Source organism: Bacteroidales bacterium, assembly GCA_021157585.1.
Classification (GTDB): Bacteria; Bacteroidota; Bacteroidia; order Bacteroidales; family UBA12170; genus UBA12170.
The window spans coordinates 1-15537 of the sequence record JAGGWH010000162.1 but is presented as its reverse complement, the minus strand read 5'-3'; the positions used below and the strand labels follow the sequence as shown (position 1 = coordinate 15537).

Genomic DNA, 15537 nt, shown 5'->3' with positions numbered 1-15537 from the left:
ATATTTGTTTTGTAGTCATTTAATCAGTAATAAATTGTATGAAAAACCTAATCTTAATCATACTTCTATTAGGCTTATGGATTTCCTCTGCGGCTCAATCGAGCTTAACAAAAATTGACTCTATTTTTTTATCTCCCGCTTATTCAAATTTAAATTGGAATAAATTTATCCAAAAAGTTGAACATAATTACGACGTCCACTTCTATTATGACTCCTCAAATTTCTCAAACTTTCAGATTTCATTCAAAGGCGATAGCATACTGTTAAAAAAGGTGTTAGTAGATAATTTATTAGCATTTAACATTTTTGTATCCTGTGATAAAAAAGGGAATATATTCCTTAATAAAAACTCTCGAATTTCTACAAAGTTGACAGCTCCTTTTTTTAAAGAAGCAAATATTGATACTGCTAAAAAAAATATTAAAGAATCAAATAATATTATTGTTCAAACACCCCGAAAATTCACTAAACAAACAATAATTATTGGCAGTAAAGAGGAGGGTGTGAATAAACAAATTGCAACAATAAGTGGAATAGCAATTAATTCCAAAACAAATAGTGCTATAGAAGGTGTCACTATAAAAATTTTAAATGGTAAAACAGGAGTTGTTACTGATGCTAATGGCTTTTATAAAATCACATTAAGCACAGGCAAGCATATACTTAAAATTGGCAGTGTAAATATTGCCGAAAAAACGATTGAAATTAATCTGCTTTCAAATGGCACTCTAAATTTAATGTTAGATGATAAAATAATCTTACTAAAAGATGTGGTTGTAAGTGCTAAAAAAAATAATAAAGTAGCAGGGACACAAATGGGACTTGATAAAGTTATCACTAAAAATATAAAAAAGCTTCCTTTGGTATTTGGAGAAAAAGATATTATAAAAGTAGCTCTGTTTCTCCCCGGAGTACAATCTGTTGGAGAAGGCTCCTCCGGATTTAATGTTAGAGGATCACCAACTGATCAAAACGTTTTCTATATCAATAATGTTCCTATCTATAACACTTCTCACCTTTCCGGATTTTTCTCAGCATTTAATGCCGATATAATTGATGAATTTTCTTTATACAAAAGCAATATACCACTACAATATGGTGGTCGGCTTTCTTCAGTTTTTGAAATTAAAACCAAGACAGGCAATAACGATAAAGTTACAGCGCGTGGTGGTTTAGGATTAATAACAGGACGCTTAACTGTTGAAGGTCCCCTAAAAAAAGAAAAAAGCAATTTTCTAATTGGTGTTCGTTCTACATATTCCGATTGGATTCTTAATTTTATTGACGATCCCATTGTCAAGAATAGCAAAGCTCAATTTGGCGATATTGTAGGAAATTTCTCATTCCATATAAACGAAAATAATCAACTGAATGTATTTTCGTATGCCAGCACAGATAAAATAGATATTTTTACCCAATCAAAATATGATTATCAGAATTATGGCGGCTCAATAGTTTGGAAACATTTCTTTAAAAATTATAATAATCTTGAACTAAGTTTAGCTCATAGCAGATACGAATTCAACGAGGAAAATGACCAACTTGAAATTGCATCATATACACTTAATAATAATCTAGGACATACCGAAATTAAAGCTATTTTCGACATTAAGCCTTTTAAAAACAATCATCTTCAACTTGGATTAAACTCAACACTTTATACAATTAATAAAGGGGTATACAGTCCTCTATCAAATGATAGCTATATAAAAACTACAGACTTAGGTAAAGAAAAAGGAATTGAAAGTGCACTTTTTATAAGCAATGAATGGAAAGTAAATCCATCATTAACTTTTTCGGGAGGTTTACGCTACAACTTATACACCTACTTTGGGGAACAAGAAGTAAACAAATATCGAGACGGAATGCCTTATACTGATGAGAACTTGGTAGATGTTATTTATTTTGATAAATGGGAAGCCATAAAAACATACAGTGGTCTTGATTTTCGTTTTGCAGTAAACCATTTAATTAATGATAATCTTTCCGTTAAAGCAGCTTATAACCGTCTGCATCAATTTATTTATATGTTAAGCAGCACTATTGCGGTATCTCCTAATTATAAATGGAAACTTAGCGATTACAATACTAAGCCAATTATAGGCGATCAAATAACATTAGGTTTATACAGCAATTTATTAAAAAACAGATACGAACTGTCTGTAGAAGCCTATTATAAATTTAGTCAGAATATAGTTGAAATTAAAAACGGGGCAAATCTGTTTTTCAATGAGAATACGGAACAGGCTACACTTCAAGGAAATCTAAATGCATTCGGTATTGAGCTGATGCTTAAAAAATTAAGTGGGAGATTAAATGGTTGGATAAATTATACATTTTCAAATTCTATGGTTACAGTTGATAGCCCTTTTGTTGAAAACAGGATTAATTATGGTGAACCTTATCCATCTAATTATGATAAACCACATGCATTTAATATAATTACTAATTACAATTTTAATAGAAGAACAAGCATTTCCGGAAATATTGTATACGCAACAGGAAGACCTATTACTTATCCAACTACAATTTATTATTATAATGATACTCCAACATTAAATTACTCTGAGCGTAATGCATTCCGTTTACCCGATTATTTCCGAATAGACTTATCCGTAAATATTGAAGGGAATCTTCTTAAACGAAAATTAGGACATGGCAGTTGGGCATTTTCCGTTTATAATGTAACAGGGAGAAAAAATGCTTATTCGGTATATTTTAAAGAGGAAGACGGCTTGATTCAAGCCTATAAACTTTCTATTTTTGGAGCACCAATCTTTTCTATAACGTATAACTTTAAATTAGGAAACTACAATGCAAAAGAATAAACTCAGAAATATACATTGGTTTGTAATCGTTGGGTTGTTCCTAATGATAAACTCTTCCTGTGTTGAGGAATATACTCCTGAATTAAATCTTGACAATAATCATTTTTTGGTTGTAGATGGTAAGATAAGTAATTTCCCCGGTCCCTATACAATAAAGCTCTCCTATTCAAGCTCAATATTAGATACACTTTTTATTCCCGTTTCATCGGCAACAATATCTATTTCCGACGATCAAGGAAATACAGAAATTTTAAAAGAAGAAGACCTTGGAGTATATAAAACAAGTGCAAATGGTATTCAAGGAGTTATAGGTCGTTCCTATAAAGTTAATATTCACTTGAATAATGGAAAAGATTACGAATCAGAATTTGAACAATTATTGAATCCTATTGACGTTGAAGATGTTTATTATAAGGAAGAATGGCAATATGCCCAGAATGAGTCAGAGTCCGATCAAGAAGGTTTCAAATTTTATGTAAAAACAAAAGTAACAAATACATCAAATGTATACTTCTTTTGGGAAGTTGAAGAGACATATGAATATCATTCGGTTGCAAATATTTTATATTTCTACGATGGAACAATTATAAGCGAAGGCATATCAAACAATTTCGGTCTTAAACCAATGGAAAATATATATTCTCTGTACTACTGTTGGAAGACACAAACCCTAGCAGAAAATATAATTTATAGTTTAGAAAATACAAATATTCAAGATATACATCAACTACCTCTACACTTTGTTCCCTACGGTGACAAACGCTTACGATTTGGATACAATATTCTTTTAAAACAATACGTAATTTCCGAAAAAGCCTATTATTTTCTAAATGAATTAAAAAAACAGAATGAAAATCAAGGATCTTTATTTACAACTCAACCTTTTCAAATTAGGGGAAATATTTTCAACTCCCAGAATCCTTCGGAAATAGTTTTGGGTTATTTTACAGTTGCATCCGGCTCATACGGACCAAGAATACAAGTAAAAGCACCTTGGAGACGGTATGAAGAAACTATTTGTTATACAGACACTTCTCTTAGCTCGATTCAAAATAGAATAATAAATTCAAAAATAGAAGACTGGCCTATATATTTTACTGATTTTCCATTTGAGAATCCATTTGTGCCAAATGAATTCTTTTATGTTTTTTCCTATGTTGCACCCACTTGTTTAGACTGTACTAAACGCGGAGGATATACACATAAACCTGATTTCTGGCAAGAGTAGGATAAAAATTACAACTATGAATAAAAATATTCTTATTCTTTTTGCTTTCAGTATTCATTTTATCTTAAATGGACAATCCGTTAATTATGAGACTTCTGCACTTCCTTTTCCTATTGAGAGTGTTAATGTATATACCGACAGAGATCTGTATTTAAGTGGTGAAACCATATGGTTTAGTGCCAATATATATTTAGATAATGGTCAAGAATCATTAAGTAAAATACTTTTTATCGAACTATTCAATGCAAATCAAAAATCTATTATAAAAAGAAAATATAAAATTACTAATGGCTTTGCCAAAGGAGCTTTGGATATTCCTATAGAATTTTTATCGGATGTTTACTACTTAAGAGCATATACTACCTATAATAAAAATTTTGCTGTTGAAAAATATTTTGTTAGTGCTATACAGATTATTAATCCAAAAAAAGGTATTCCTGCCAAAACAGAAAATAATGATTTAAACACAACAAATAACTATTCAATAAATAACTATTCAATAGTACCTGCTAAAGCAAGAAAGGGAATGCAAATTGTATCTATTTTCAAATCACAAAAAACAGATAATGTAAGCAGAGAAACCCTTAGCTTGGAATTATTAGATAATTGTCAGGAGATTCTTTCGGAAGCAGAGTTCTCATTAACGTCACCTTCTGCTTTCATTGCTTTTCCGGATTCAGCATTTACAAAACCGGGATTATATTACTATTTGCTTAAAAATAAACAGAAAGAAATTATAAAGATTAGAGCATTTATATATAGAGGTTTAACAAAAGTCAGCTCCAAATTCGAATTACAAAAAAACGAATTTAACCAAAGAGATTCGGTAAATATTGAGTTAAACAAATTTGCCCCTTCCAATTATTCACAATTAGGAATCAAAACAGTTTTAAAAGGAAGTATATTATCACAGTATGATAAACTTAAACTTTTTATGAACGATCCTTACCTATTAATTAGCTTTATAAAAACACAATTTAACCCATTGATTTTTAACTCAAAAGAAATAAACTCTATTTTAACAACTCTCAATCTAAAACTAAATACAGAAGAATATAAAAATTGCTTTTATACAAACGATGTTTTTGAACTAAAATGGAAACTTAGAATAAAGTATACTGATTTGAGCGGATTTGTTGTAGACAAATCTTCCCATAAACCACTTTCAAATATTCCGGTCTACTTATCCGTTTTTGGAGACCGTCCACAAATTTATATTACAACTTCAAAAAGTAATGGCAGTTTTCAATTCTCTATCACTAATTATGACGGCACTAAAGATATTCTTCTCTGCCCTCTCTACAAAAATACAGATGAAATAGAATTAGAAATTGATGAAGAATTCACTACTGTTTTTCCTGATTTCAAATCAATAGCACTAACTCTCGACTCATCCCATTTAAGCTTATTAGAAAAAATGTTAATCGCATCTCAATTCTCAAAATCTCAAAAAACAAGATCAAAACAACAAGACTTTAGTATAGAGAATTTACCCTTTTCTTTTGATGATCCGGAAATATCAGTTGTGCTTGACGACTATATTGCGACACCCACTTTAAAAATGGTATTCAAAGAATTAGTTCCTACTATACGCCTTAGAAAAAGAAATAATTCTTACAAACTATCCGTCGTTGATATTGAAAATAATATTTTATATAACAATCCTTTAGTCTTAGTTGACGAAGTACCCATCTTTAACATAGAAGAATTATTAACCATTCCACCCTCAGAAATTAATAAAATAGAAATCCATTACACTCCATTTACTATGAGAGACTACACTCTAAATGGAATCGTTACAATCAGCACATTTACCGATAACTTAGGAGGAATAAAGATACCCAAATCCGCAATATTTTCCGAACTTCAAACCATCTCCCCTGCTTATAATTTCAAAGCAAAAGATTATAACTCAAGCGAAGAATTAAAGTCTAGAAGTGCCGATTTTAGAACATTGCTGCATTGGGATCCATTTATTCAGAAAAACAGCTCAAATAAATTGCAGTTCTACACTTCAGATCAAACGGGAACATACGAAACATATATTTTTGGCATATACAAAAACGGACAAGCATTTCATTTAAAGCTATTTGACTTTGAAGTAAAAGATTAAATCAATAAATTAGATAATTAAATCTTATAACAAACAATAAGTACTAATTGATTACTTTTGCACAAATTTTAAATTATGTCAGATGTTTCGCTTATTGAAGTAATTGGTTACTTCGGATCTTTCTTTATCGCATTTGCAATGACTTTCAGTTCAATAATTCGTTTGCGCTGGTTTAGTCTAATTGGAACTATTTTGTTTACTACCTACGGATTTGGAATTGGAGCTTATCCGGTAGGTATTGTTAATGCTTTTATTATGATAACCAATATTGTTTTTCTCGTAAAACAATATAACAAAAAAGAACTCTTTAGGACTCTTGAGATTCGCAACGATAATAATTATCTTTTAGATTTTGTTCATTTTCATAAAGAAGATATTGCAAAATTCTATCCTGATTTCTCCGTCAAAAACAGCAAAGACCATTTAAGCTTTCTAATTTTACGTAATATGCAAGTAGCGGGTATTTTTATTGGTCGATTACTTGATGGAAATAAACTTTGCGTTGAACTGGATTATGTGATTCCGGAATACCGCGACTATAAATTAGGAAAATATGTATATAGTGCCGACCAACCTATATTTAAAGAAAAAAATATAAAAAGCTTGATCAGCGGAAGTTACAGTCCTAAGAACGATGCTTACCTCAAAAAAATAGGATTCGAAAAAATATTAGAAGACGGCACTCCTATTTACCAAAAACATCTCTAATAAATAGCTTTTTCTTACCTTTGATGTGCAGAAAATAAACAAAGATGCTTCTAATAAAAAATGGGAATATTGTTCTTCCTACAAAAATAACAAAAGCTGACATATTAATTGATGGCGGTAAAATAAGCAAGATAAAACCTATAATTAACATCAATAATATTCCAACAATTGATGCCGACGGTGCTTTTATATTGCCCGCCGGAATAGATCCTCACATCCACCTTAACTTACCAACAGCCAATGGCTTATCAGCCGACGACTTTGAATCAGGGGGTCGTGCTGCACTTGCAGGAGGGACAACGACTTTTATCGATTTTATAACTCCTGAAAAAGGACAAAGTCTGGAAACAGCATTTAAATTACGTAAAGATGAAGTAAAAAATTGTGCTTGTGATTACGCCTTTCATATGAGTATTATCGAGTGGAGAGATAGTATCCCTCAGGAAATGGAAAGCTGCGTTAAAAATTATGGTATTACATCTTTTAAAACCTATCTTGCCTATAAAAAATATATCGGTATTGATTTTGATGAATTAGAAAAAGTAATGAAAGCTGCCAAAGCACTCGATGTAATGGTTACTATTCATTCCGAATTAGGCGATACCATCGATGCACTTCGTGCAGAAGCTGTTACCAACAAACAAACCGATTTAGTTTTTCATCCTAAAACGCGTCCTGATTATACAGAATATCAGGCAGTTGAAAAAGTAATCGAATTAGTTAACAAAACCAATTGCAAAACTTATATTGTTCATGTTTCAACGGCTGAATCACTAAATAAAATCACAATAGCACAAAAGGCCGGCTTACCTATATTTGCCGAGACTTGTCCGCAATATTTTACTTTTGAAGAATCAGTATACGAAAAACCAAGAGATAAAGCTTTAGGGTTTATGATGAGTCCTCCCATAAGGAGTGAAGAAAATAGAAAAGGTATTGAAAAAGGCATTGTAAACGGCTTTGTTAGCACAATAGGAACCGATCACTGCCCTTTTACTCTCTCTCAAAAACAAAAGGCTACAAATTTTGCGGAAGTTGCAAATGGAGCCGGTGGTATACAACATAGGTTAAGCTTGTTTTACAGTCGCTTTGTAAAGACTAAAAAACTATCAATTAATACGATGGTAAAATTAACTTCGACTAATCCTTCGTATTTTTTTAGATTACCCAATAAAGGTAAGATTGCCGAAGCTTATGATGCCGATTTGCTTATCTGGAAAGAAACCTCTGTTAAAATTAAAGATCAAAATATGTATTCGAAAGGAGATATAGATATTTATGCTGATGAACCTATGTTTGGCAAAGCCGATATTGTAATAAAAGGAGGACAGATTGTTTATCAAGATGGAAAATTGACAGATAATTTACCTATGGGAAAATATCTTTACCGAAAATAAAGTCTATGAATATTCAAGCAAATTTTTCACTTAAAAACCATAATACTTTTGGTGTCAATATCAACTGTAAAACTTTTGTTACACTAAATAGTGAAGAAGACAGCATAAATTTTATTCAGCATAATTTGGATAAGACACTTCCTTATTTCATTATTGGCGGAGGGAGTAATTTATTGTTTACCAAAGATTTTGATGGTACAATTATTCAGATGCAAAACAAAGGCTTTGAAATAGTTGACGAAAACAATAAATACGTTTGGATAAAAGCCGCTGCGGGAGAAAAATGGGACGATTTTGTTGCTTGGAGTGTAGAAAAAAAATATGCCGGAGCCGAAAATTTATCAAAAATACCGGGAACTATTGGGGCAGCTCCTATTCAAAATATTGGAGCATATGGCGTTGAATTATCAGAAATCTTTAACGCTTTAGAAGCCGTAGAAATTACAAGCGGAAAACTTAAACGCTTTTATCTTAAAGAATTAAAATTTGGCTATCGCGATAGCATATTCAAGCAAAAGCTAAAAAACAAATACATTATTACGGCTGTTATTCTTAAACTGAATAAGTTTCCTTTTTTCAAGATTGATTACGGAAATATCAAAGCCGAATTGGAAACAATGACTTACGAAAATCTGAATATTGCCGTAATCAGACAAGCTGTAATTAATATCCGCACTAATAAATTACCAGAAACCAATAAATTAGGAAATGCAGGAAGTTTTTTTAAGAATCCTATTGTAGATAACGATAAGCACCTTAGCTTAAAAAAATCATTTCCTAATTTAGTTTCCTACGATTTAAAAAACGGAACTTATAAACTAGCTGCCGGCTGGCTGATAGATAATACCGGATTAAAAGGATACTCCAAAGGCAAGGTTGCTATTCATAAAAATCAGGCTTTAATTATTGTAAATCTTGGAGGAGCCGGCGGTAAAGAAATCCTTGAATTCTCACAAGAAATTCAAAATAAAGTACAGAACTTATTTGGTGTTAAACTGGAGCGAGAAGTAAATGTTATTTAAAGTCGTTTTCCTTTCACATAAAGGAGAAATCACTTAAATATTACATATCTCAGAAACAGTAGGCAGCTAAACCTTAAATTTAAACTTAATTTCAGATAAGTCTTTATTAGCTTTTACAATCTTTTGCTTTAAAGTTTCTTTATAGGAAATAGTTTTATTCATTAAGTTCTCATCCCCTGTTGCCATCATTTGTGCAGCGAGAATAGCCGCATTAAGAGCTCCATTTATTCCAACTGTTGCCACAGGAATACCGGGAGGCATCTGAACAATTGCCAACAAAGAATCCATACCATCAAGCGTAGCATTAATAGGAACCCCAATAACAGGAATTGGAGTCATAGCAGCAATTACACCAGGCAGATGAGCTGCCATACCGGCACCCGCAATAATTACTTTAATCCCACGATCTTTTGCATTTCTCGCGAATTTCTCAACTTCATCAGGTGTTCGGTGAGCCGACAAAGCATTAATTTCAAAAGGAATTTCCATCTCATCAAAGAATTTAGCTGCCTTTTCCATTACACCAAAATCAGAAGTGCTACCCATAATAATACTTACTATAGCTTTCATATGTCTACAATTTTATATTGATTTATGCAAAAATATCAGTTTAAAGCGGGCAAAACAATTTATTGGGTATATTTATTGCCTCAAAATAAAAACTATGATTTTACTTAAAAATATAAAATATATCGACTGGAGAACTTTTGAAATAAGCAAAGTAAACTTATTGGTTGAAGAAGGGATAAACAAAACAATACAATTTGTAAGCGAAAGCCAAATTGCTAAACTGCCACAAGATTGTCAACATTTAGAATGTAATGGAAAATTCGCTATAAAATCTTTTGTCAATGCGCATCACCACGCATATTCGGCTCTTGCAGCCGGAATGCCACAACCCAAAGAAGCTCCACAGAATTTTCTTGAAATATTACAAAAAATTTGGTGGAAACTGGATAAAGCCTTAAGCAAAGATATGATTGAAATTAGTGCTGCAACCACGGCTATTTCGAGTGCAAAAAATGGCGTTAGCTTTGTAATCGATCATCATGCTTCACCATTTGCAATATGTGATTCACTAAGCAATATGGCAAATCAATTTGAGAAAGTTGGACTTAATCATTTGCTTTGTTACGAAATTTCCGATAGAGATGGATTAACTATCCGCAATGAAGGTCTTGAAGAAACAGAAAACTATTTGCAAAATCATCAGGGATTAGTCGGCTTACATGCTGCTTTTACTCTATCTGATGATAGCTTATCAAAAGCACAAAAATTAGCCGAGAAATACCAAAGTGGCGTTCATATTCACGTTGCAGAAGACTCTTATGATCAACAATATAATGTAAAAAAGTACAATAAACGAGTTGTCGACAGACTCGCAGATTTTGGACTTCTTAATTTTGACAAAACAATCTTGGCTCATTGCATTCATATTGATGAAAATGAGAGAAAACAAATTGCTGATTCTAAAGCTTGGGTGGTACAAAATCCTGAGAGCAACTTAAATAATCAGGTAGGCTTTTATAATTCTCTACACCTTAAAAATAAAACGATGCTTGGTACCGACGGTATGCATAGCAATATGATACGCTCAACACAATCAGCATTTTTTGCAGGTTTAGGTAAAGACGATATTGATATTCCTAAAGCCTATAATAGGCTACGGAATGTGCATAATTACTTAGCGGCAAACGGTTTTGATGGTGATGGCGAAAACAATCTTAGTATTTTTGACTATAATGCTCCTACCCCATTAACACAGTCCAATTTTCTCGGGCATTTCTTTTATGCATTTGAAAATAAGCAAATCGACAGTCTTATTGTAAATGGGAGATTTGTTATGAAAAATAAGATAATAATGAATATAGATGAGGATTTAATTATGAAAGAATCTCAGAAATTAGCTAAAACACTTTGGAAAAAAATACAATAGAGTAATCTTAAGTTTTCTATTTTACATTAAAATTTCTTTTATCTTAGTTGAACGATTTCAATAAATATCTAAATAATAAAGTTATGAAAAGTGCCAACTTCAATATCACTAAAAAATCAGGAGACATAATCCGCTTTGATTCAGACAAATTGAGGAAATCTTTTGAACGTTCCGGAGCAAGTGAAAAAGACATAGATGATGTTATAAAACATCTTTCGGAAAATGTTTACGATGGCATAACAACAAAAAGGCTTTTCCAATTAGCCTATACTTTTCTCAGAAAAAGATCTTTAGAAGTTGCAGGACGTTATCGCTTAAAAAATGCCATTATGGAACTTGGACCTACCGGTTATCCTTTTGAGCGTTTTATTGCTGAATTAATGAAATATCAAGGCTTTGATACTGAAGTAGGTGTTATAGTCGAGGGACATTGCATATCACACGAAGTAGATGTAGTTGCTCAAAAAGAAGAGCAGAAAATAATGATTGAGTGTAAATTCCACGGAAACACACATACAAAATCAGATGTAAAAGTAGCTTTGTATATCCATTCCCGATACAATGATGTTTTAAAAACATGGAAAAAAACAGACCCTAAAAATATACAAAACTACCAAGGTTGGATAGTTACCAATACCCGTTTCACACAAGATGCCGTTGACTATGCCAATTGTGCCGGACTACATTTGGTTTCATGGGATTATCCATCGCAAGGAAGTCTGCGTGAACGGATTGATATTTCCGGCTTACACCCAATCACAGTTTTACATTCCATAAGTAAACGAGAAAAACAATTACTTCTGGATAAAGGTTTGGTTTTATGTCGTATGCTAACTGCCGAAAACTTGAAAAAATTTAATATTAGCGGAAATCGTATCAGAAAAGTTTTGCAAGAAGCTTACACTCTGACTGCTCCAAAGTAAAGCAAATTTCTAAATTTTGTTATTTTTAAAATTTACGTATCTCCATCTTTCTAAGTGAAACGAAAAACATGCTAGAATTTCTAAAACCAAAGTCTGCTCGAGAATTACTACCCAAAGACAAAATAGACCCCGAATATAAAAAGCTCCGTTTTCAAGTGTTTATGGGCATTTTTATCGGTTATGCAGCTTATTATTTAGTTCGTAAAAATTTCTCGCTTATTATGCCCAACCTTTTAGAGCAAGGTTATACAAAATCACAATTAGGTTGGGTTTTAAGTGCTATTTCTATAGCTTACGGATTAAGTAAATTTTTAATGGGAAATGTTTCTGATCGCTCAAACTCAAAAATATTTCTAAGTTTAGGATTAATTCTCTCTGCTACCACAATGATGCTCATGGGATTCATTCCTCTATTTACTTCTTCTGTAGCCATTATGTTTATTGTTCTATTTTTAAACGGATGGTTTCAAGGCATGGGCTGGCCTGCTTGTGGCAGAACTATGGTACACTGGTATTCTTTAAACGAACGCGGCACAAAAATGTCTGTTTGGAATGTCGCGCATAACGTAGGAGGTGGATTAATTGGACCTTTGGCAATACTTGGATTAGCTATTTTTAACGATTGGCACAGTGCCCTATATTTTCCCGCTTTTGTTGCTTTAGCTATCGCAATTTTAGTTTATTTTTTAATGAGAGATACTCCACGATCTTGTGGTCTTCCTACAATAGAAAAATGGCGAAATGATTATCCGAAAAACTACAATAAAGACACTTACGAAAAAGAACTAAAGGGAAAAGATATCTTTTTAAAGTATGTATTTTCTAACCGTTTTCTGTGGTATATTGCTTTTGCTAATGCCTTTGTATATTTAATTCGCTATGGTGTTTTAGATTGGGCTCCAACCTATTTAAAAGAAGTCAGACATTTTGATTTAAGCGAATCGGGATGGGCTTACTTTTTATATGAATATGCAGGAATTCCGGGAACACTTTTAGCAGGATGGATCAGCGATAAAGTATTTGGAGGACGAAGAGCTCCTACAAGTATTTTATATATGATCTTTGTTACCTTAGCAATCATATTCTATTGGAAATCAGAGAGCTTATGGATAATAAATATTTCTCTTATTGCTGTAGGATTTTTAATTTATGGTCCCGTTATGCTTATTGGTGTTCACGCTTTAGATCTTGTTCCAAAAAAAGCAGCAGGTACAGCTGCCGGATTAACAGGATTGTTTGGTTATATGGGCGGTGCTCTTTTTGCTAATATCGCTATGGGATATATTGTAGAACATTTCAATTGGGATGCAGGTTTTGAAGTGCTAATTGGAGCGTCAATAATTTCTATACTTTTGTTAAGCTTAACATGGCGACAAAAACAAAAAAGCAGTGATGGTAAGAGTATATAATCTTTTTATCTTCAGTTTATTGATAATCACTTTTGGATGTCAAAATAAAAGCAATAAAATGCAAAATTTACAATTATCCGAAGAGAATATACGCGTACGTGATTATGTAGTTGAGCATGCCGTAATAGCCCATCGCGGCACAACTTTTTGGGCTCCGGAAGAAACGGAAGCCGCATATCGCTGGGCACGTAATATCGGAGCCGATTATTTAGAAGTTGATATCCAAAGAAGCAAAGACAATGTTTTACTGGCTCTTCACGATAATAATTTAAGCAGAACAACAGATTGTGAAGAAATATTTCCTAAGGACAATTCTTATCAAGCAGGTAACTATACTTACAAAGAATTAATGCAATTGGATGCCGGAACTTGGTTTAACCTTGCAAATCCAAACAATAAAAGAGACTCTTATTTTAAAGAAACGCAAGCAATAAAATGTAATCAAAAAGCCTATTCTTTTAGTGGTTTAGATATTTCGGGCGAACCGGATTCTTCATTGGCAATTGAGTATCCCGATAATGAAATTTATATAGGAGGAAAACAGTATATTTCAACACTTGAAGATGTATTAATGATTGCCAAAGGATGGCGAATAGCAAGAAATAAATATGGAGAACGGCTGTACAATATTATTGAAGATAATTCAGCTGTTCATTACCAGTTTTTTTATGTGAAAGACACCGAAGATAATGGTAATAGACCGGGAATATACATAGAAACTAAAAAGCCTGAATTATACCCTGAAGTAGAATCTGATTTATACGAAGCACTTAAAATAAGAGGTTGGAATGTAGCTGAAAACCCTATAAAAATAGACGTTCCATTTTATAAAAATAATTTAGTAAATACAGGAAATACTAATGGAAGAATTGTTCTGCAAACATTCTCCCCTAAAAGCTTAAAAAACTTAAATACAGTATTTAAAGGCAAAATCCCTATTTGTTTTTTACTTTGGTTAGGTGATGATAATATGCCTAAATCCGATTCTGATACATACCTTAAGAACATTAATTTTGCAATTAAAAATAACGCACATTTTATTGGCCCTTCAATTGCCGGCAAGCCTAATAATTACTCCGATTTATTAGAAGAGTGGCAAGCTAAACTTATACACCAAAGCGGATTAAAAATACATGCTTATTCTTTCGATACCAAATATCAAACAGAATTGTACGCCAAACGCACCGACGCTATGTTTACTAATCGTTCCGGATTAACTATACGGTTTTATAAAAGTCAAGGTTTAAAAACTGAAATCCCGGAAGCAGATGCTATTCAAACACTAAAAGATATAGGCTATTAATCTGTGAAAGGATTTATTTCAAAAAACCATTTATCTATTCTTTTGAATCTCGCTACTTATTTTATTTTATATATTTTGCGAAAAATAATTTTATAGATTTCAAAAAATAGTATATTTGCAGCCCGTAAGACTTACGGTTCCGTGGCCGAGTGGTTAGGCTGGGCTCTGCAAAAGCTCCCACAGCGGTTCGAATCCGCTCGGAACCTCCCAGACAAGCAAGACTTATTGACCGAAAAGCCTCTAAGTCTTGCCTCTTTTAGGAACCGTAGCTTTTTTACTCCCCAAGTAAATAACGGAAAATCGTGTGTTTTCCTCTTTTTTATTTAAAATGCGCCACTATTATGCTACTATCCTATTATTTTTTTCTACGCAATGATTCACAAGCAAAAAAATCAGCAGAACAACCTGTTTATTTCAGAATAACCCGAAAAGGAGAATCGAAATATTTCAGTATAGGTGTTAAGACAAAACCCTCTTATTGGGACAAAAAAAAACAAAAAGTAAAAACTAGCGATTCTCGCTGGGTTATAAAAAATCAAATCATAGAAATATACCACTCCAGAGCACAAGAAATTTTGCTCGAAGCAATACTGAAAAAGAAAACAATTACAGCTTCTAATTTCATATTAAAAATGAAATCAAACTTTACAAGTCGATCATTTTTCAGCTT

At 32.4% G+C, this 15537-nt stretch carries 12 protein-coding genes and 1 tRNA gene; 12 read left to right on the top strand and 1 reads right to left on the bottom strand.

The features are described from left to right. Positions 1–38 precede the first annotated feature (38 nt). From J7K39_11260 to murB, 6 genes are all read left to right on the top strand, one after another. Positions 39–2828: a TonB-dependent receptor gene (locus tag J7K39_11260; protein ID MCD6180468.1), complete on the top strand. Its 2790-nt coding sequence runs from the start codon at positions 39–41 to the stop codon at positions 2826–2828. Next, entirely contained in the window at positions 2815–4056 is a 1242-nt protein-coding gene (locus tag J7K39_11255) for a DUF4249 domain-containing protein (protein ID MCD6180467.1), read from the top strand. The genes J7K39_11260 and J7K39_11255 overlap by 14 nt, the downstream gene beginning before the upstream one ends. A gap of 16 nt (positions 4057–4072) precedes the next feature. Then, positions 4073–6169, top strand: coding sequence for a hypothetical protein (locus tag J7K39_11250; GenBank protein MCD6180466.1), 2097 nt, complete (start codon positions 4073–4075; stop codon positions 6167–6169). Between the two features lie 75 nt (positions 6170–6244). Next, positions 6245–6877 carry a YgjV family protein gene (locus tag J7K39_11245; protein MCD6180465.1) on the top strand — a complete coding sequence of 211 codons (633 nt, stop codon included), beginning with the start codon at positions 6245–6247 and terminating at the stop codon, positions 6875–6877. A gap of 44 nt (positions 6878–6921) precedes the next feature. Then, positions 6922–8274: a dihydropyrimidinase gene (hydA, locus tag J7K39_11240; protein MCD6180464.1), complete on the top strand. Its 1353-nt coding sequence runs from the start codon at positions 6922–6924 to the stop codon at positions 8272–8274. Positions 8275–8279: 5 nt separating this feature from the next. Then, the gene (murB, locus tag J7K39_11235; GenBank protein MCD6180463.1) at positions 8280–9296 is read left to right on the top strand and encodes a UDP-N-acetylmuramate dehydrogenase; all 1017 of its coding nucleotides are present in this window, start codon (positions 8280–8282) and stop codon (positions 9294–9296) included. A 66-nt stretch (positions 9297–9362) separates the two neighbouring features. On the opposite strand, the gene purE is transcribed toward murB, so the two are convergent. Beyond that, a complete protein-coding gene (purE, locus tag J7K39_11230) occupies positions 9363–9866 on the bottom strand; it encodes a 5-(carboxyamino)imidazole ribonucleotide mutase (GenBank protein MCD6180462.1) in 504 nt (167 codons plus the stop codon). Between the two features lie 94 nt (positions 9867–9960). Between purE and J7K39_11225 the strand changes: the two genes are divergently transcribed. The 6 genes from J7K39_11225 to J7K39_11200 form a co-directional block, all read left to right on the top strand. Then, on the top strand, positions 9961–11232 hold the full coding sequence (locus J7K39_11225) for an amidohydrolase family protein (protein ID MCD6180461.1): 1272 nt from the start codon (positions 9961–9963) through the stop codon (positions 11230–11232). Positions 11233–11315: 83 nt separating this feature from the next. After that, on the top strand, positions 11316–12155 hold the full coding sequence (locus tag J7K39_11220; GenBank protein MCD6180460.1) for a restriction endonuclease: 840 nt from the start codon (positions 11316–11318) through the stop codon (positions 12153–12155). 68 nt (positions 12156–12223) lie between these two features. After that, the gene (gene glpT, locus J7K39_11215) at positions 12224–13564 is read left to right on the top strand and encodes a glycerol-3-phosphate transporter (protein ID MCD6180459.1); all 1341 of its coding nucleotides are present in this window, start codon (positions 12224–12226) and stop codon (positions 13562–13564) included. Positions 13565–13622: 58 nt separating this feature from the next. Further along, complete coding sequence (locus tag J7K39_11210; GenBank protein ID MCD6180458.1) at positions 13623–14867, top strand: hypothetical protein; 1245 nt, start codon at positions 13623–13625, stop codon at positions 14865–14867. Between the two features lie 135 nt (positions 14868–15002). After that, positions 15003–15073 (top strand) — tRNA-Cys (locus J7K39_11205). Positions 15074–15208: 135 nt separating this feature from the next. Beyond that, on the top strand, positions 15209–15537 hold a 329-nt coding region (locus J7K39_11200; GenBank protein ID MCD6180457.1), incomplete at its 3' end, for a hypothetical protein.